The sequence below is a fragment of the Paenibacillus sp. P4_E11 genome, from assembly GCF_056401635.1.
This window is the reverse complement of the sequence record NZ_JBFUIX010000004.1, coordinates 36,943-54,571: the sequence shown is the minus strand read 5'-3', so window position 1 is coordinate 54,571 and position 17,629 is coordinate 36,943. Positions and strand designations below refer to the sequence as shown.

Sequence of the window (17,629 nt, the reverse complement as noted above, 5' to 3'; positions counted from 1 at the left end):
AATTGCTTATTGGCCTCCGACAGTCCCTTGCGCTCGCTCCGTTTGTTCGTTTCCGCGTGATCAGCGGGCCGTTGAACAGGTGTTCATCCTTACGCCGACGCCAGCTGATACGGAGCTGCGTTACTTCGCAGGGGATTACCACAAGCGATATGGCATGGGCGCAATTGCCATGGTGCCGGGCGTGGAAGCGGCGGGGTTGTGGGAGGTTGTTGAAGGTGTCAGAACATGTTAGCAAATACATAGGAGCTACAAGAACCTGAATGAGATTGATCGCGGCGTTGAACATATTTTCTTAAGTCGGCCTATAAGGAATACGCTATGCACGAAAAAAGCCCATTTTGCGGCTGGCAACGCAAGTGGGCTAATTCCTATTCTTACTCCTCAAACTCCAGTTCCAGACTACGGCACCAGCGGATAGCGACTTGCTTATACTGCTCGTCTCTGAAGTCGTACCATTGTTGCTCGATTCCCAGATCGTTGACCTGGTCCTTGAATTTGCGAAACGCTCCTTTACCTTGGATTGTCCTTAGCAACTTTTCTTTACTCTTTTCATTCTCGACCGCGTAGCAGAAGTCTTCCATCATCCCATATTCGTTGATTTCGTCTCGGTCAGGCAAATCTTCGTATTTCTCGAAATGGGCGTAGATGTCGAAGGCGAGCTGCATTTCTACATCCATGCCTTCTAATCGCCGCTTTATGGCCTCGTCATCTTCAGATTCTTCCTCTTCCTCGATATCAAGCTCTTCAGCAGCTCTCAGGAGTTCACTTGAGATTGACACGACTTCGCCGGTCTCTGTATTTAGAAGCGTTCTCCATTCATCGAATTGCACCTCCATGCCGTCTACAATGTCTCGAATTTTAACCTTTGCTTTCAAGGATATCACAGCTCCCTCTACTGAATGGTTATATAACACAACTAATGCCAGGGTACCAGAGAAAAATGGTACTATTTCTTTTCGAGCTCTTTTACTACAATAAAAGCAGGGCAGCTTCGTTCAACGCAACGCGGCCAAGTCAAAAGCAGGCACAAGCCCTTCCTGCATAGCTCGGCTGAGCAGCGCGTGAACAGCAGCATACCCATCGTCACCGAGATTCGCGGTGAACGCATTCACATATAGATCGATGTGCGCCTGTGCTACATCGGGGGACATTTCCTGTGCATGGTGCATGACGTAGTCTCGAGACACTTCTGGGTGCGCCCAGGCGTACTCGACCGATGCTCGAATCCAGCGGGTTATCGCTGGCAGATCGAGTGTACGTCGGGCGATAATAGCGCCAAGCGGGATTGGCAAGCCGGTATCGGATTCCCACCAACTGCCGAGATCAGTCATAAGGCTCAGCCCATATGTATGGTAAGTGAAGCGAGCTTCGTGGATGACCAGACCGGCATCGATCTTCCCGTCACGAACGGCGGGCATAATCTCGTGGAACGGCATGACCACGATCTCGCCGACACCGCCCGGTACGTTCTGGGCTGCCCATAGGCGGAATAGTAAGTAGGCGGTGGAGCGCTCACTCGGGACAGCCACCCGACGGCCGGATAGTGCGCTCGGATTGGCGGCTTCGGACGAGTCGGATGCATCGCCGCCGGTCAGCACGAGAGGGCCGCAGCCTCTACCGAGTGCGCCTCCACAAGGGAGCAGCGCATATTCATCCAGCACCCATGGAAGGGCGGCGTAGGAGATTTTCAACACCTCCGTCTCGCTGGCACCTTCAGCGGCCAATCGATTCGTGATGTCGATGTCAGCGTAGGTAACGTCGAACTTGGGTGCATCAGGTATGAGGCCATGTACTAGTGCATGAAACACGAACGTATCGTTAGGACATGGGGAGAATGCAATGTTCATTTATAAAACCTCCTTGAGTGTTGCGCTGGCAGCTTCCAACGCTCGAAGCGCATCCGGGATCCGCCAAGCGGCTCGATCCCGAGGACCTACCGGATTCGAGATTGCTCGAATCTCCAGGCAGGGCACGCCGCGAATCGCCGCGGCCGTAGCTACACCGAAGCCTTCCATGGCTTCGGCCAGCACACCCGGCACGCGCGCGGCTATCGCCGCCGCGGTCGCCGCCGTGCCGGTCACCGTCGAGACGGTGACCACGGGGCCGCACTGCGCCGGCAGGCCGGCGGCGCACAAGGCTTCGACGACGCGCGCCGCAAGGGCGGCGTCGACAGGCGCGTGCGCCGAGCCGAAGCCGAGCGCGTCGACGCCGACGAAGCCGTCCGGCGTCTCGGCGCCGAGGTCGGCGGCGATGATCGCGTCGGCGACCGCCAGCGAGCCGACCTCGGCTCGGCCGACGAAGCCGCCGCCGATCCCGGCGCTGACGACGAGCGCGTAGTCGGCTGCGGCGAGTGCCGCCGCTGTACGCGCTGCCGCCGAGGCGGGGCCGACGCCGGCCTCCAGCACGTCGAAGCGGATATCGCTTCGCCCGTGCTGTTCGCCCGGCCCACCACAGCCGCCGCCGAGCGCGCCATCTGCGCCGCTCAGCCCGTCGTCCGGTCTACCGCCGACGCCGCCGAGCGCGCCATCTGCGCCGCTCAGCCCGTCGTCCGGTCTACCGCCGACGCCGCCGAGCGCGCCATCTGCGCCGCTCAGCCCGTCGTCCGGTCTACCGCCGACGCCGCCGAGCGCGCCATCTGCGTCGCTGAGCCCGTCGCCCGGTCTACCGCCGACGCCGCCGAGCGCGCCATCTGCGTCGCTGAGCCCGTCGCCCGGTCTATCGCCGTCGCCGCTGAGCTCGCCATTCGCGCCGCTTAGCCCGCTGCCCGGTCTACGGCCGTCGCCGCCGGGGCCACCCAGGCCACGCAGGACGGCTTCCCGTTCGACCGCGACGGCGGTCATGATCAGTACACGCTTACCCTGTTGCGCATTCGATTCCGCCAACTTATCAGCATTCATTTTAATAATCTCCTCAATGGGGTAAGAATAGGATAGGTTGATTTTTGAAATCTAGTATAGTTCAGCTCTAAGAGATATGCAAATCAATAAGGAGGGATCGCGCGTGTCAAGAAAATGGCTGGAACGTGAAGGGCCCCGATGGGTGGAACAGCAGATCGTAACCCGTGAGCAATATGGGAACATCCTGCGCCTATACGATGAGAAAAAGCATGCAATAGGCATACTCCCCGTACTGGGCAGCATCCTAGTAGGGTTAGGAATTCTGAGCTATATCGCCGCCAATTGGCAGGATATTACGCCATGGCTTCGGCTGCTTATCGTCATTGTGACGATGACTGGCTTCTATGCGACAGGGGATCGGCTGTTGAATCGAGGACATGAGAAGCTGGGAATTGCGATCATCGGCATAGGGCTCATTTCGTTCGGCGCTGGCATCGTGTTGATCGGGCAATTGTTCCATCTTGTCGCCTACGATGCTACCTCGTTCATCATCTGGGGGAGTGCCGGAATCCTGCTCACTTATTTGTACCGAAGTCGTTATTTGTTCCTCATCAGTCTAATCATTCTGAATGTGGCACAGATATATAGTGTCTCCTCCTTCCAATTGTTTAACTGGGTGGCCTTCCTCATTATGACGGTGGGGCTCGGGTATTATGTATTGAAGCGGCCGAATGCGCTGCTGACATGGTTTCTTGGCATTGGCATTCTGCTGAATGTGTTGCTGCTGCTCATCGTGGAAGAATGGAAGCTGCTGTGGTTCCTCTTACCGGCGATGGCGCTTTACGCGGCCGGCGATTGGCTGCGTGAACGCGACCAGTTGTCAGCTGTGCAGTCAGCGCCTTTAACGGCAGCGTATTTAATCTCCTTATTCTTGGTCCTGTTCGCTAGAGATGAATTCAATAGCACATGGATGCAGGATCATATCCGACCCGGAGCGAGCATCTATATTCCGATCTTGCTAGTCCTGTTCGCGATATCCGCTTATGGCAAATGGCAGCGCAAACGGGAGACGAGCGCAGTCGAGTGGTTGTTGTTCCTGCCGCTTGTGTATTTGCCGACTTCCATTCTCGATGTGGTGCTGCTGGTTGCGCTGTTCTTGTTCTCACTATACGTCTTATGGCGTGGTTATGCGGAGGAATGGCGGATGAAGATCAACATCGGGACGCTTCTGTTCCTGTTCACGACAATGGTGGCTTATGTGAAGCTGACATGGGATTTCATGGACAAATCATTGTTCTTCATTCTGGGCGGCGTGATGTTGTTGGTATTGAGCTGGCTGTTGAACCGACGGAAGAAGCAATTTTTCAATGAAACGAAGGAGGGATGAGCCATGACTAACGTTCCGGATCCAAGCAATACCGAACCTGGTGCACGAAAACTTCCTTGGTCTCGTTCCCGTCTCCTGTTGATGCTAGTCGCGGTGCAAATCCTGTTCCTACTTGGTATGGCAGGGTCCTATTATGCGGCGGGCTGGTGGGGCAAAGAAATTCGACTGCAGACAGAACCTGTTGACCCCAGGGATTTGCTGTATGGGGATTACGTAATACTGAATTATGATATAAGTCGATTGGAACCGGATATTTGGAAAGAAAGCGGTGCGAAGCCGGATAAAGGTACGGTTATCTATCTGGTCCTGAAGCCTGATGCTAACGGGATATACCACCCGACAGCCGCTTATGGAGAGAAACCGGCAACCAGTGGGGAAGAAGTCGTTCTGAAAGGCAGGGTCGATTATAGCTGGGATCGGGCGATTACGGTGAAGTACGGTTTGGAACGCTACTACGTGCCTGAAGGAACGGGTAAGGACCTGGAGAACCATGTAGGGGACATGGTCGTACGCGTCAAGGTCGCCCCTTGGGGCCAGAAGCGGATCAGTGGACTGGAGCTGTAGTTCGATTGGCAGTCAAATGGGGGAGCTCGCTTAATATAGCGACTCCTCTATTTTTTTGAACATCTAGTAAAAAAGGAAATATTAAGTCCATGTGGAAACTATGTGTATATCCTTTATTGTGAGGTAAACGATGATCAACTTGACGGATTCCTATGTAGACGGCTTGGCGCTGAATAGCAGCGCGAGTAAGAACGGCCGTGATTTGGTGAAGAAGAATAGCTTTCCGATGCTCTGCCAGTCGGAGGATCAGACGCTGCTATTCGGAGAATGCAAGGGGAGCGGAAGCGAGCCTTACCGCTGTTCCGTAGATTTCATAACAGAGGGCAGTCCGGTATTCCGCTGCTCGTGTCCAAGTCGCCAGTTCCCGTGCAAGCATTTGCTCGGGTTACTGTACGCGTATACCGCGGGGAAAGCTTTTGTCGCGGCACCCATTCCTCCGGACATTCTCGAGAAAAGGAGCAAGGCTGAGAAACGCGAGGAGAAGAAGAAAGAACCCATTGTAGCTGATGCACCAGTCAAACGGAAAACGAATAAATCTGCTCTTATCAAGAAAATAGCTGCTCAACTCGAAGGTATTGGGTTGGCGGAAAAGCTGATGCTTCAGCTTGTACAAGCCGGACTTGGAAGTGTGGACAAACGGATGCTGAAGACGATGGAAGATCAGATCAAGGAGACGGGCAATTATTACATCCCAGGCATTCAATATGCACTCCGAGACATTCTGATGCAGTTCTACATCGAGCAGGAGCGGGAAGCCATTTATTCCAATGCCATGGAGAGTCTAACTATTCTACAGGCTGTGCTAAAGAAGAGTAGAGATTATTTGCAGAGTCGATTGGACAATCCTGATGCTCCTATGGATACGGAGTCTACATTGGAAGAGTGGATCGGCCACGCTTGGCAGCTCGTCGAACTTCGGGAGTACGGACGGATGAGGCAGGACATCGAGCTGTTGCAGTTGTCGTTCCGCTCCTATTCCGATCAACCTCGGGGCGAATTCGTCGATGAAGGGGTTTGGTTGAGTCTCCTGACCGGCCAGCTTCACTATACACTAACGTATCGGCCGTTCAAGGCAGCGAAGTATATCCGTGAGGAGGACTCCGTTTTTGACATTGTGCAGGCCAAAGAGCTGTTCGAATACCCGGGAGAGCTGAATACGAGAGTTCGCTGGGAAGAGGCTTCGATCCGCGCGGTTGAACCTCATGATTTGGTGCAAGCCAGCTCCTACGCTCAACCTTCTTTTCCAGAAGTGATTAAGCAGGTTAAGAATCAGATCAAGAACCCGCTATCCGACAAGCATCCGGTATACTTGCTTACCTACGCTGCGATCCAACAAGTCAAGGACACGCAGTCCTTCGTCCTAGTCGATGAGCAGGGTAAGCAGCTCCCGCTGGCCGATATTGTGTACCTCAACCAACCTACGGTATCCTTGCTGCCGATGTTGAACGAAGCAAACCTGCAGAAGCAAGCGATGTTGGTCATGTTCGAGCACCAGATGGATGAGAATCGGTTAGTCGCACAGCCGCTAAGCCTTGTAACCGCAAATGGAATCATTCGCCTATTATATTAAGGAAAGAATCAGGAGACGAATCTTATGAGCATAGAAGTGTTGTTCGAGCTTCGGCTTGAAGTGAGACGGTTGTTTGTAGCGGGTAGCGGGATGGCGGCAGGGGACTTGCGTTTGCAGCGAATCATGCCCCAATTGCTCAAGCTCGGTGAGTCCGCCCCTATCTTCAAAAGAATGGCGCAAGCGGTAAGTGAAATTCTCGAAGCCGATGCGTCCGGTTCTTCGTCCAAGCTTCTTGAGCTAGGGAGCTTACTGAATTCTGTCTTGTACACGCAAGGCAAGACGGAGACGAAAGAAGCACTCCTTCCTGTGGAAGGTACAAAGTTACAGCTGTCCACCGTGCTCCCCTATCGCAAGCTGCAGCCGGTTATTGAGGCGCTTACGACCAGAGGGCAGGGGAGACTGGAAGTGCTTCGCCAAGCTTACGAGGATCGATTGTTTCTGGATTTTCGCGTGATCCCTGTCGCTGTCCAAGCGCTCGACGATCCTTTTACGGAAATAGCGGAGCTGCTTCATCGTAGTATTATCCCAGCATTCGGCCAGGAGGCGCTCCCCGCCTTGCGGCATCAACTGCAACTGGGTGGTGGCAAAGCAGATGCGCGGAGGTTGGAGCTCATTCATAATCTGCTGCCCTCCTCTAGCATGGAGCTGCTGCTGCAAGCAGCGAAGGAAGGGTCCGTGGAAGTCCGAGCTGCGGCCACCCAATTGCTGGGCCATTATCCTGCACAGGAAGACTATGTATTGGAGCTGGCAGATGATAAACGCAAGGAAGTACGTCAAGCGGCATTATTCGCCTTATCGAAGCTGGGGACGAAGCAAGCGGTTGGCCGTCTATACCGGGCTCTGACCTCCAAAGACCGTGAAATGGCAATCGTACCGATCCAACAATGTTCGGCTGCCGATCTAACCCGGCTTATCCTGGACAATGCTGAAACCTCTCTGGAGCAGATCTTGCAGAAGACGAACGTGGAACCAGCTGTTCAGCAACTGCTCGCAGACGTCTACTGCCTGGATGAGAAAGGGGAGGCAGAAGTATTGGCGCTCTACAAGAAGCTCTTATCCACGCCGGAGTTCATCCTTATTGAGACAGAGCCGGTTCAAGATGCAGTGGCCAAACAGCTACTCTGGATGAGAACAGAGGAAGCAGACCAATTCCTGCTTGGTCTTCAGCATACCTTTAAAGGTAAATTCATTGCTTACAGCTTCCAAGCCGCCCTTCGAAACCAGACACCCAAGGAAGTATATGAACGCTTTTCCGCTTCCGTAAGCGGTAACCGTCAGCAAATGCTGGGGGTGTTCCAGCGGAATACGCGTTCTTTGTCCCAGTCGTTATATCGAGAGTCAATTGATTCCGACTCTGATTCTTCTGCAGATGCGACAGGCCTTGACCGGGAATGGGATCCTAGGTGGGTCCATGTATTCGCAGAGATCGATGATGAAGAGATGGTATGCAGGCTCGCGGATCGGCCGGATGCAACAATTGCTGCCTACTTAGTGGCCAAATGCCAAGCAGCTCCAGTGTTCAGCAAAACGAGAACGGTTCATGTACTGTTGGCTTTATTCCGAATCGGCTACATAGGAGCACCCGAGCTACTCATAAACATAGTGGAGAGCGTCGGCAAGAAGCAGCTGTACTACTTGGACCGGGCTCAACTCACCCTGTTGTCCCTGCTGCCTCGGACCTATTCAGATCGATTGCGGGATTTTGCCGAATCATTGCCTCATGAGAACGTGAAGAAGCAAGTGTTGGAAATCGCAGAAGAAGTAAGCCATAAACCGGAACAGGCGGACCAAGAGGAGAAGGGATTGGGATTATGGGGATGGATACGAAACAAGATGTCGTAAGATTGCCAGCCGAGCGGCTGTATGCGCATGAGCTCGAGGCGTTGAGGGGGGCGGACCAGGATGCCAAGCCAGCCGGGTGGCAGCTTTCACCTAAGGCGGTTCTAACTTTCCTAGTAGGCGGAAAGGCTGGCGGGATCACAATCACGCCCAAATATATCGGCAACAAGCGGCTGGTAGAGATGGCTATAGCTACATTGCTGACGGATCGGGCATTAATGCTGATCGGCGAACCTGGGACAGCGAAATCGTGGCTTTCCGAGAATTTGACGGCCGCCATTCATGGGGACTCCGCTAAAGTTATTCAAGGGACGGCGGGAACCAGCGAAGAGCATGTTCGATACTCTTGGAATTATGCCATGCTGCTGGCACAAGGTCCGTCCGACCAGGCGATCATTAAGAGCCCTATATTCCGAGCTATGGAGACGGGAGGAATTGCGAGGTTCGAGGAAATATCCCGATGCGCGTCAGAGGTTCAAGATGCCTTGATCTCGATCTTGTCCGAGAAGACGATCTCGATTCCCGAGCTCGGCCGTGAGCTGTCTGCGGTACGGGGATTCTCGATTATCGCAACGGCCAATACGCGGGACCGGGGCGTGAACGAGATGTCCGCGGCATTGAAGCGGCGGTTCAATATGATCGTGCTTCCATCGCCTTCCGATGTGGAGACCGAAGTGGAGATTGTGCGGAAGCGCGTTAGCGAAATCTCGTCCAGCTATGAGCTGAAGGCGACCCTTCCGGATGACGATGCGGTGCGGCAGGTGGTGACGATATTCCGGGAACTGAGAAGCGGGATGACACTCGATGGCAAGGAAAAGGTGAAGGGACCGAGCGGCGTGATCTCGACGGCGGAAGCGATCTCTCTCTTGACCGGCAGTATGGCACTTGCGGCAAGCTTCGGGAATGGGCAAATCCGGGAAGATGATCTAGCGGCAGGACTGCAGGGTGCGATTGTTAAGGACGAGGACAAGGATCGCGCAGCCTGGAAAGAATATCTCGAAAATGTGATGAAAAAGCGGGGATCGACATGGCGAAATCTGTACCACGCGTGCTCGGAGATGAACCAGTAACGAACGGGGATGGATTCCAAGTCTTCGGCATTCGGCACCTATCCCCGGCGGGAGCATACCACCTGCGCGTTTTCCTGGATGAGGTGAAGCCGACGGCGGTATTGGTCGAAGGGCCGACTGATGCCAGCGCCTACATCTCGCAGTTGACTTCACGGGGAGTTGTTCCCCCGATCGCGATATTAGCTTACACGGATCAACTGCCTGTGCGGACGCTGCTCTATCCGTTCGCTGAGTATTCCCCCGAATATCAGGCGTTCAGTTGGGCCGCCGCCAATGGGGTTCATGCCGCATTCATAGATTTGCCGTCTGAGATTTCTCTCGCTCTCTATGAACGGAGAAGAGCAGGTGGTGAAGTTGGAAAAGGTGCGGCCTTGTATCAACAAGTGGCAGAGCATGCAGGTGAGGATGATTATGAGTCGTATTGGGAGCGGTATTACGAACACAACCTGCAGCCGGACGCTTACCGGAAATCGATAGCCGCCTACTCTGAACAGTTCCGAGCCGTAACTGAGCCAGAAGAGTGGGACCTGGCACCGAAGGAAGCCGCCTATAATGAAATTCGAGAAGCGTATATGCGGCGGAGCATCCAGGAAACGATCTTGTCTGGGCATGAGCCTCGCAACATTGTCGTAGTAACAGGTGCGCACCATGCTTCCGCCTTGGACTTCAGGCTGCCGATTATGACGGATGTCGAGGTTAGCGCCTTGCCCCGGGTATCCACACGAATCACGTTGATGCCGTACTCTTACTACAAGCTGTCCACCCATTCCGGCTATGGAGCGGGCAATCAAGCCCCTGCTTATTATGAGCTGTTCTGGCAGTGTCTGAAGCGAGGGGATTTGAGCAGGCTCCCTACCTTATACTTATCCCATGTAGCAACGCATCTGAGGGAGCATGGAACGTATCGATCCACGGCTTCCGTGATCGAGACGGTGCGGTTGGCTGAAGCGCTTGCGTCTATGCATGATGGCAGTCAGCCAACTTGGCGAGACTTGCGTGATGCGGCCACAGTAGGTTTGGGGTATGGTGAGCTGTCGGTCATTGCGGAAGCGTTGGCCCGAACCGACGTGGGCACAACGATCGGCAGCTTACCGGATGGAGTGAGCCAAACGCCGATTCAGGACGATCTCAACCGAGAGCTGAAGCGGTTGAAGCTGGAGAAATACAAGTCTTTGGTCGCGACGACGTTGGAGTTGGATTTGCGAGAGAACCGCAAGGTGCAGTCGGAGCAAGCTGCCTATCTCGATTTGAATCGGTCTGTGCTGCTGCATCGGTTGGAGCTGCTTGGTATTAGCTTCGCCAAGAAGCAGCGAGTCAGCCAAGATTCCGCATCTTGGGCGGAGCACTGGGTACTTCGCTGGACGCCAGAAGCCGAGATCGAAGCGGTGGAGAGCGTGCTGAAGGGTGAAACGATTGAGTTGGCGGCCGCGTTCGTGCTGAAGGAACGACTGGAGCAATGCACCGACATCGCGGAAGCATCTCGGATTATTCGCATCGCCTGTGACTGTGCGATGGAGCTGTTAATGGAGCAAGCCTTGGCGGCATTGCAGCAGCTTGCTGTGGATGCCGGGAACTTCGAACAAGTAGCTGCTGCAACCTATGAACTCTCTGTGCTGATACGCTACGGGTCGCTGAGGAGAATGCAGACGGAGACGTTGATTCCGCTTCTGCAGCAGCTTTTTCTGCGGGGGGCACTGCTGCTGATCGACGCCGCCGCTTGCAATGATGATGCTGCACAAGGGATGGTGAAGGCGATTCAAGCGCTGCATACCGTAGCCCAGGACCATTGGGAGACGGTTGATGATCGGCTGTGGCTCGTGAAGCTCCAAGAGTTGGCTTCCCGGGATGACCGGAATGCCAAGTTGTCCGGCTTCTCCTTCGCCATTCTGCTGGAGCGCAACGAGATTTCCGACGAGCGGTGTTCCCAGGAAGTATCACGGCGCCTCTCACCCGGTATTCCCGTAGACCTGGGCGCTGGGTGGTTCGAAGGGCTATCGATGCGCAATCGCTATGCGCTGTTGTCCCGCGTCTCGCTATGGGCGCAGCTGGACGCATACATTCAATCGCTGGATGCAGATGCGTTCCGCCGCTCGCTGGTGTTTCTGCGCCGAGCCTTCGGTACATTCGAAGCGAAGGAGAAGGCGGCTGTAGCCGAGATGATGGGCGACCTGTGGGGAGCAGACGCTGATTCTACCGGTGCTGCCTTGCAGCGTCCGTTAAGCCAAGAAGAAAAGGAGAAGCTGGATGAGCTCAATGAGTTTGATTTCGGCGATTTGTAGCGGCCTATGAATACGATTGAGCATGAAAAGGTGAAACGTTGGCGATTGATCCTGGGTGCAGCCTCGCAAGAGAAGCTGCAGTCATTCAACCCGCAAGGGCTACTGGATGAGGAGACCATCGTGATGGATGAGGCGCTGGCGGCTATTTACGATGAGACGTATGGAACAGACGGCAGCTCAGGGAATGGGACTCGCGCGGGAACAGGGGTAGGGGCAGGAGGCTCCAAAGGCGCAGGACTCGGGCCCTCATCGCCGAAGTTGGCCAAATGGTTGGGCGATATCCGTACGTTCTTCCCGTCGGATGTCGTCTCGGTCATTCAATCGGACGCCATCGAACGCAAAGGGCTCAAGGAGCTGTTGTTCGAACCAGAGCTGCTGTCGCAAGTCAAGCCGGATATTCATATGGTGGCGACACTTATGGCACTCAAGGGGAAGATCCCGGAGAAGACCAAGGATACGGCAAGACAATTCGTTGCTGCTGTTGTAGACGAAATCATGAAGCGGCTCTCGCATGACCTGCAACGAGCGGTTACAGGCGCTCTCAACCGGAGGCGGCACTCGCCTCTGCCTTCACTTACAGGACTGGACTGGGATCGGACCATTCGTCGTAATCTGAAGCATTTTGATCAGGAGAGGAAGCTGCTTATTCCGGAGAAGGTTTACTTTTACGACAGGGCGCGTAGAAGTAAAGAATGGACAGTTATTCTGGATATTGACCAGAGTGGCTCTATGGCCAATTCGGTTATTTATGCTTCGATTGTCGGTTCCATCTTCGCCAGCATGCCGGCTCTGGATACGAAAGTCGTTGCATTTGACACAGAGGTTGTCGATCTGAGCGAGCAGTGTGCGGAGGACCCGGTCGATATGCTGTTCGGGATTCAGCTTGGAGGCGGAACGGATATTAACAAGTCGATCGCTTATTGCGAATCATTTGTAGCCGAGCCGAAGAAAACATTGCTGATCCTCGTATCGGATTTGTATGAGGGTGGGAATCGGTCGGAAATGCTGCAAAGACTGGAAGGCCTGCATCAAGCGGGGGTCAAAGTCATTTGTTTACTTGCCTTGTCCGATCAAGGCAATCCTTCCTATGATGAAGCGGTAGCGAAGAAGCTCGCCTCCTTCGGCATTCCATGTTTCGGGTGTTCGCCAGACCGGCTGCCGGAACTGATTGAAGGAGCTTTGAAAGGTCATGATCTGGCCCAATTGGCGGAGCGTGTGCGGGGAGCCAGGGCTACGTAAGCTCCCCTTCGCGATAACACAAGCAGCTTACATTTAATATAACGAAGGGCTGCCACGAGGCAGCCCTTTCGGTATTAACGAACGTTCTTCTGAGATTCAATCCAATAGCCGGATTAACGCTTCTTGAGCGTCAATGACCGCACATCACCGTTTTTGCTCTCCGCATTGAAGAATACTTCATATTTCCCTGCTTCGTAATACAGGTACCAACCATTTTCGATATCATTGATTCCTTCGTTACCAGGTTGTCCCAGCGCCTTCTTAATTTCATCTACAGTGTATTTGATCGTATTTCCGGCAATCCGAATGGCTCCGACGCTTTCGTCCGGATTGGAAAAGAAATAATAGTAATCAAACCAAGAGTAATACTCCGTCTGCCAAGAGCCCGTTTTTTGGGGATCGCCCCATTTGCGTATAACATCCTTTTTCTTCGAGTCGATACCGAAATCAATTCCTTTTATTTTCCCTTGGGAAGCGAAGGAAAGAAATGCATCCAATGTTAATTTTGTGCTTAAATTGGTGTCATCAATCGATATCACTTTGGTGTCTTCTTCATACTTCACGAGTTTTCCTAAGCTCTCCGCTACAAATCGAACAGGGACATAGACATGACCCATGTAATTCAAAGTGGTGTACCCGCCGCTAAGCTCTTTAGTTTGACCGTTAAATACAAATTTGGCGGGAAATAAATAGGCCTGAATCGTATCGGACGCATAAACGACGGAGCTTGCTGCTATTGCGATTCCACATAGTAAGCCTAACATAAACTTCTTCAAAGTCATCACCCTCCATACATATTGAAGTTGTTGAATATGGCGAAGATGGACCCGGCCCTCCCAAGTAGTAAACATACTGCAGATCAGGTTCAGCTATCTTCTGCTAGGGCTCTCCTAGCAAGCTAACAATTTCCTTCTCCGTCTTCCCTTTAAGTTGGTGTTTATCTAACAAATTGTACACCATACTATTTCTTTGACGATAAATTGGAAAGAATTGTTGCGCGCATCAAATACCGTGCAGGTTCCGAAATTGATTGTAATCAAACATTCCCGGCACACAGGTCGACTCCTCGCTATAATGGAGAAAAACAGAACGCGAAAGAGTAAGGTGATTGTACAAATGAACACACCGGAACAAACCAAACTTATAGATATTGGCATCAACCTGATGCATCGTTCCTTCCAAAAGGATCGCGATCAGGTCGTGGCCAAGGCGGAGGCAGCAGGCGTCGGGCCATTAATCATCACAGGTACGAGTCTGACCAACAGTGTAGAGGCAGCTCGATACGCAAGCCGACACCCCGGTAAGCTATACTCTACGGCGGGCATTCATCCACACGATGCCAAACATTGCAACGAAGCTGCTATGCAAAAAATCAAGGAGTTAGCAGCTACCCCGGAAGTTGTCGCGATCGGGGAGTGCGGACTGGATTACAATCGGGATTTCTCGCCGAGGGATGTGCAGAGGAAATGGTTCGAGAGGCAAATCCAAGTAGCCGCTGAGCTGCGGATGCCGTTGTTTCTTCATGAACGAGATGCCTACGACGACTTCAAGGCCATGTTGAACACGTACCGGTCAGGCATAGACCGTGCGGTGGTTCACTGCTTCACTGGCAGCGCCAGGGAGCTTGAAATGTATCTGGAGATGGGATTATACATCGGCATAACGGGATGGATTTGCGATGAACGGCGTGGTAAGCATCTGCGTGAGCTCGTGCGCACCATCCCGCTGGATCGTTTGATGATCGAGACCGACGCGCCTTTCCTAACACCGCGTGACTTGAAGGTGAAGCCTGCTGATGGGCGGAATGAACCGGTTTATCTTCCGCACATCCTGCAGGCGGTCGCTCTAAGTATGCGGAAACAACCGGAAGAAGTAGCTATGGCAACAACGGATACGGCGAAAAGATTTTTTGGCATAGGCTAGCTGACTARCAATCGTCGCGAGCATCGACAGAGGGGAGCAACTCCCTCCTGCCGATGCGCTCCATTACCTACCTCAATTGTCGTGTACGGACTCGCAATTGATCCGAACCTATCGCCTCTGGAAGAGGCTCATGACGCAGCAACGCTTGGATCACCTGGATAGCCGCTGGGTCGCTAGGCAATTTAATGTGCCCCCCACCCAGCCGGGTAATGAGAATAGGGAGGGAGCCGTCGGCAAATTCGTACAAACTGATCTGGAATGACCACTTCGACTTGCTGGGTCTCCATATCTCAACCTCGGTTACTTGTTCAGGCTGCAGGATGCCATTATCCGCTTCAAGGATATCCTTCCACACTTTATTCAAGCCCACGATCGCCTTCAGCTGTTTCTCCTTCGCCAGGTCACGAATAGCCCCCAATGATAGTTTGGTCGACTTCAGCTCGTAGATCCATTTCTGCTGACTTTGTACATCAACGGTCCAATCCCTGGAGTGAAACGGGAAAAATTCAATCGTATGGAGGAATCTCACATTCTGATCGAGAATTCTCTCTATGCCCTTTCTCCTCTCTTCCCGCCACTTGATCGGCTCCTTGTCATAAAAGTCTTGCGATGTCCATGACAGATGTCTCGAGATCGTGTCTTTATTCCAGAGTGCACGGCTCGCCGAAATGCTGTCAGCGGGATAGCGGGCAGTTAAATCATCGTCGGGGACTTCACCTGGGTTAATAAGCAGCAGAAGAACGTCATCCTGCAGGTTGTCCGTTTCATGAAAATAGCCGTAGAAGGGTTCCGGAAGAAAGTTGTCATCGAACTTGGCGTGAACAGACGGAGGGACTTGGCTCCAATTCTCACTCGCCTTCAGGTGGCCGACAGGATCTGTAGAGGAGAATACCGTTTTCCAATAGGTAAGAAGACCATTTAAATTGTAATCCATGATGCAGATACAGCTCCTTTATGGTGTTAATTAGTTCTTTTCACAGTATAATTCATCCTACTAACAATACAAGACGAGGTATGCCATACATGGAGATGAACGAAGAACTTGCGAATTCGCTCTCGAGGATCATACGGATCTATGAGAAGCTGCGCCACGACGGTGAGCTCGATCCCGACCGAGCAGCCGTCTTGTATAACAAACACCGGGAGACGATCAAGAAGGACATCCGCTATATACGTGAAGCGTTGGATACCGATCAAGGTGACATTGTGTACGACCGCATGAACAAAGTATACAAATGGAAGAAGAACGACTCCTTGCTCGTTCGCTGCTACATGATCCGCTAGTGCTGTACGGCTCCCGCTGCTTGAACAAGGAGGATGTGCAGCAGATAAGCCACATGATTCTGGATCAGCTTAACAAGCGGGAACGGTATGCATTGCGGAAGCTGACGGAAACGTTCGACTATCACTATGTCCCCATAACCGGGGAGAGTGTGCTGGGAACGATCGAGCTGCTCTACACGTGCATCGCGGAGCGGAAAGTGGTGGAGCTTCAATATGTGAACGCCCGGAAGGAGAGTAAGACCCATCATCTGCGACCGCTCTCCATCGCGTTTGACCAAGGTTATCTGTACCTGATTGCAAGACCTGATGAGGGAACAGCCTCTCCGGCTGTTAAGCACTTTCGGATGGACCGTGTTCGTTCCGCCCGGATCACTCGTCACTCCTTCAAGGAACATCAGCATGGTGCGGACTACTTCAAGCCTGGCGAGCATGTCAACCATGCCTACCTGATGCATACGTCCGACAACGAATCGATTCGAGCCGTATTGAAGGTCGAGCCTTGGCTGGTCTCTTATTTGAAACCAACATTCCCAGTTCATTCATTTGTTCGGCTAGAAGAGGGTAGGGAAGTGTATCAAGTGATGGTCGCTCAGGAAGACAGTTTGTTGTTCTGGCTGCTGCAGCAGCGCACTTGGGTGGAAGTGCTCCAGCCTGATAGCCTGCGCGAGAAACTGAAACAAACCATTGGCGATATGGCGCGTATGTACAAGCTTATGTAAGTCGAACCGGACCTGAGGACGCTCCGCTGCGTAGTAGAATTCTCGCTATTGCATGCCGACCGTGGCGGTTCGCGTACATGAGAGCCGTATTGCCGTACTTATCCCGAGCGTCGAGACGGCATCCCTTGGAGATCAACAGCAACAGCATCGGAATATTCGCGTTCATCGTGGCGGCCATCAGGGCGGTTATGCCCAACTCGTTCGATTCATTGACATCGGCGCCCATATTCAATACGGACTCGGCAGCACGCACCCGATTGTGGAGCACACAGCTGAACAACACGTTGTCCAAGCTCGCTCCTCGTTCATGCAGTAAGTTCATGCACGGAAGCGAGCCGTTGGCAGCCGCCATCATCATGGGTGTATTGTCACCTGGTCCAGGCTGATGCACATCAGCCCCATGTTCGAGCAACATTCGAACAATAGGAACATGATCGTGACGAACGGCCAGCATAAGTGGGGTCAAGCCTAGATGATCAACCTCCTCCATATCCGCGCCCCAGCGTATCAATCGCTCGGCCATTCTCGTATGGCCGACTCTTACGGCGTCGTATAAACGGTTCTGAATAGACAATCCCTCCTGTCGGTATAGAAAAACTACTGGAATCATTGAAACCATATTGCATACCGTACCATATGATCGCAACGTATTATGTTGCGGAAGTGAGAATATAAGAAATACCGTCAGGTAGGTCAATCACCGGACGGTCCTTGGTGGATGAGTTCAGTTAGCGCGTGGGGGCGGGCAGGTAGAGTGGTTACGACCGATGCAACTGCTGATCTTACGATCGCTGACGCCTCTCCACTCCCTCAACCTGCCCTCTCATGTTCTTCTTTCCTTCAAGTAGATACGTTTTTTCCATGTTACCTCTTCGAATTCCGAAATGATGGTGCAGGATTTTCGCTCCCTCCCTGTCC

The 17,629-nt window shown here is 53.1% G+C and carries 17 protein-coding genes; 11 read left to right on the top strand and 6 right to left on the bottom strand.

Features of this window, described 5'->3' with window-relative positions; genetic code table 11:
* The first annotated feature begins 79 nt into the window (after positions 1-79).
* Entirely contained in the window at positions 80-232 is a 153-nt protein-coding gene (locus AC1DWB_RS02965; RefSeq protein ID WP_477539536.1) for a hypothetical protein, read from the top strand.
* Between the two features lie 142 nt (positions 233-374).
* Here the strand turns inward: AC1DWB_RS02965 and AC1DWB_RS02960 are convergent, their stop codons facing one another.
* The 3 genes from AC1DWB_RS02960 to AC1DWB_RS02950 form a co-directional block, all read right to left on the bottom strand.
* A complete protein-coding gene (locus AC1DWB_RS02960) occupies positions 375-875 on the bottom strand; it encodes a UPF0158 family protein (protein WP_477539535.1) in 501 nt (166 codons plus the stop codon).
* 120 nt (positions 876-995) lie between these two features.
* The gene (locus AC1DWB_RS02955) at positions 996-1,847 is read right to left on the bottom strand and encodes a 1,4-dihydroxy-6-naphthoate synthase (protein ID WP_477539534.1); all 852 of its coding nucleotides are present in this window, start codon (positions 1,845-1,847) and stop codon (positions 996-998) included.
* Positions 1,848-2,486: a futalosine hydrolase gene (locus tag AC1DWB_RS02950; RefSeq protein WP_477539638.1), complete on the bottom strand. Its 639-nt coding sequence runs from the start codon at positions 2,484-2,486 to the stop codon at positions 1,848-1,850.
* 514 nt (positions 2,487-3,000) lie between these two features.
* Here AC1DWB_RS02950 and AC1DWB_RS02945 point away from each other — a divergent pair.
* From AC1DWB_RS02945 to AC1DWB_RS02915, 7 genes are all read left to right on the top strand, one after another.
* A complete protein-coding gene (locus AC1DWB_RS02945) occupies positions 3,001-4,224 on the top strand; it encodes a DUF2157 domain-containing protein (protein WP_477539533.1) in 1,224 nt (407 codons plus the stop codon).
* Positions 4,225-4,227: 3 nt separating this feature from the next.
* On the top strand, positions 4,228-4,788 hold the full coding sequence (locus AC1DWB_RS02940) for a GDYXXLXY domain-containing protein (RefSeq protein ID WP_477539532.1): 561 nt from the start codon (positions 4,228-4,230) through the stop codon (positions 4,786-4,788).
* Positions 4,789-4,918: 130 nt separating this feature from the next.
* A complete protein-coding gene (locus AC1DWB_RS02935) occupies positions 4,919-6,358 on the top strand; it encodes an SWIM zinc finger family protein (RefSeq protein WP_477539531.1) in 1,440 nt (479 codons plus the stop codon).
* A 24-nt stretch (positions 6,359-6,382) separates the two neighbouring features.
* Positions 6,383-8,200, top strand: a complete 1,818-nt coding sequence (locus tag AC1DWB_RS02930; protein ID WP_477539530.1) for a HEAT repeat domain-containing protein — start codon at positions 6,383-6,385, stop codon at positions 8,198-8,200.
* Positions 8,176-9,267: an ATP-binding protein gene (locus AC1DWB_RS02925; RefSeq protein WP_477539529.1), complete on the top strand. Its 1,092-nt coding sequence runs from the start codon at positions 8,176-8,178 to the stop codon at positions 9,265-9,267. The genes AC1DWB_RS02930 and AC1DWB_RS02925 overlap by 25 nt, the downstream gene beginning before the upstream one ends.
* Positions 9,225-11,546 carry a DUF5682 family protein gene (locus AC1DWB_RS02920; protein ID WP_477539528.1) on the top strand — a complete coding sequence of 774 codons (2,322 nt, stop codon included), beginning with the start codon at positions 9,225-9,227 and terminating at the stop codon, positions 11,544-11,546. The genes AC1DWB_RS02925 and AC1DWB_RS02920 overlap by 43 nt, the downstream gene beginning before the upstream one ends.
* A 6-nt stretch (positions 11,547-11,552) precedes the next feature.
* On the top strand, positions 11,553-12,785 hold the full coding sequence (locus tag AC1DWB_RS02915; protein ID WP_477539527.1) for a VWA domain-containing protein: 1,233 nt from the start codon (positions 11,553-11,555) through the stop codon (positions 12,783-12,785).
* Between the two features lie 113 nt (positions 12,786-12,898).
* Here the strand turns inward: AC1DWB_RS02915 and AC1DWB_RS02910 are convergent, their stop codons facing one another.
* Positions 12,899-13,561: a DUF4309 domain-containing protein gene (locus AC1DWB_RS02910; RefSeq protein WP_477539526.1), complete on the bottom strand. Its 663-nt coding sequence runs from the start codon at positions 13,559-13,561 to the stop codon at positions 12,899-12,901.
* A gap of 340 nt (positions 13,562-13,901) precedes the next feature.
* On the opposite strand from AC1DWB_RS02910, the gene AC1DWB_RS02905 reads away from it, so the two are divergent.
* On the top strand, positions 13,902-14,708 hold the full coding sequence (locus AC1DWB_RS02905; protein ID WP_477539525.1) for a TatD family hydrolase: 807 nt from the start codon (positions 13,902-13,904) through the stop codon (positions 14,706-14,708).
* A 67-nt stretch (positions 14,709-14,775) separates the two neighbouring features.
* On the opposite strand, the gene AC1DWB_RS02900 is transcribed toward AC1DWB_RS02905, so the two are convergent.
* Complete coding sequence (locus AC1DWB_RS02900; RefSeq protein ID WP_477539524.1) at positions 14,776-15,642, bottom strand: hypothetical protein; 867 nt, start codon at positions 15,640-15,642, stop codon at positions 14,776-14,778.
* Positions 15,643-15,731: 89 nt separating this feature from the next.
* Between AC1DWB_RS02900 and AC1DWB_RS02895 the strand changes: the two genes are divergently transcribed.
* Both AC1DWB_RS02895 and AC1DWB_RS02890 read left to right on the top strand, forming a co-directional pair.
* A complete protein-coding gene (locus AC1DWB_RS02895; protein WP_477539523.1) occupies positions 15,732-15,992 on the top strand; it encodes a hypothetical protein in 261 nt (86 codons plus the stop codon).
* Positions 15,944-16,711 carry a helix-turn-helix transcriptional regulator gene (locus tag AC1DWB_RS02890; RefSeq protein ID WP_477539522.1) on the top strand — a complete coding sequence of 256 codons (768 nt, stop codon included), beginning with the start codon at positions 15,944-15,946 and terminating at the stop codon, positions 16,709-16,711. The genes AC1DWB_RS02895 and AC1DWB_RS02890 overlap by 49 nt, the downstream gene beginning before the upstream one ends.
* On the opposite strand, the gene AC1DWB_RS02885 is transcribed toward AC1DWB_RS02890, so the two are convergent.
* Positions 16,704-17,285, bottom strand: coding sequence for an ankyrin repeat domain-containing protein (locus AC1DWB_RS02885; RefSeq protein WP_477539521.1), 582 nt, complete (start codon positions 17,283-17,285; stop codon positions 16,704-16,706). The genes AC1DWB_RS02890 and AC1DWB_RS02885 overlap by 8 nt on opposite strands.
* Positions 17,286-17,629: the final 344 nt, after the last annotated feature.

What these genes read in the sequence shown, in the direction of transcription:
- AC1DWB_RS02900 (WP_477539524.1), bottom strand. Translation starts at nt 15,642, where the DNA reads ATGGATTACAATTTAAATGGTCTTCTTACCTATTGGAAAACGGTATTC.
- AC1DWB_RS02930 (WP_477539530.1), top strand. Translation starts at nt 6,383, where the DNA reads ATGAGCATAGAAGTGTTGTTCGAGCTTCGGCTTGAAGTGAGACGGTTG.
- AC1DWB_RS02940 (WP_477539532.1), top strand. Translation starts at nt 4,228, where the DNA reads ATGACTAACGTTCCGGATCCAAGCAATACCGAACCTGGTGCACGAAAA.
- AC1DWB_RS02915 (WP_477539527.1), top strand. Translation starts at nt 11,553, where the DNA reads ATGAATACGATTGAGCATGAAAAGGTGAAACGTTGGCGATTGATCCTG.
- AC1DWB_RS02955 (WP_477539534.1), bottom strand. Translation starts at nt 1,847, where the DNA reads ATGAACATTGCATTCTCCCCATGTCCTAACGATACGTTCGTGTTTCAT.
- AC1DWB_RS02905 (WP_477539525.1), top strand. Translation starts at nt 13,902, where the DNA reads ATGAACACACCGGAACAAACCAAACTTATAGATATTGGCATCAACCTG.
- AC1DWB_RS02895 (WP_477539523.1), top strand. Translation starts at nt 15,732, where the DNA reads ATGGAGATGAACGAAGAACTTGCGAATTCGCTCTCGAGGATCATACGG.
- AC1DWB_RS02890 (WP_477539522.1), top strand. Translation starts at nt 15,944, where the DNA reads ATGGAAGAAGAACGACTCCTTGCTCGTTCGCTGCTACATGATCCGCTA.
- AC1DWB_RS02935 (WP_477539531.1), top strand. Translation starts at nt 4,919, where the DNA reads ATGATCAACTTGACGGATTCCTATGTAGACGGCTTGGCGCTGAATAGC.
- AC1DWB_RS02925 (WP_477539529.1), top strand. Translation starts at nt 8,176, where the DNA reads ATGGATACGAAACAAGATGTCGTAAGATTGCCAGCCGAGCGGCTGTAT.
- AC1DWB_RS02920 (WP_477539528.1), top strand. Translation starts at nt 9,225, where the DNA reads ATGGCGAAATCTGTACCACGCGTGCTCGGAGATGAACCAGTAACGAAC.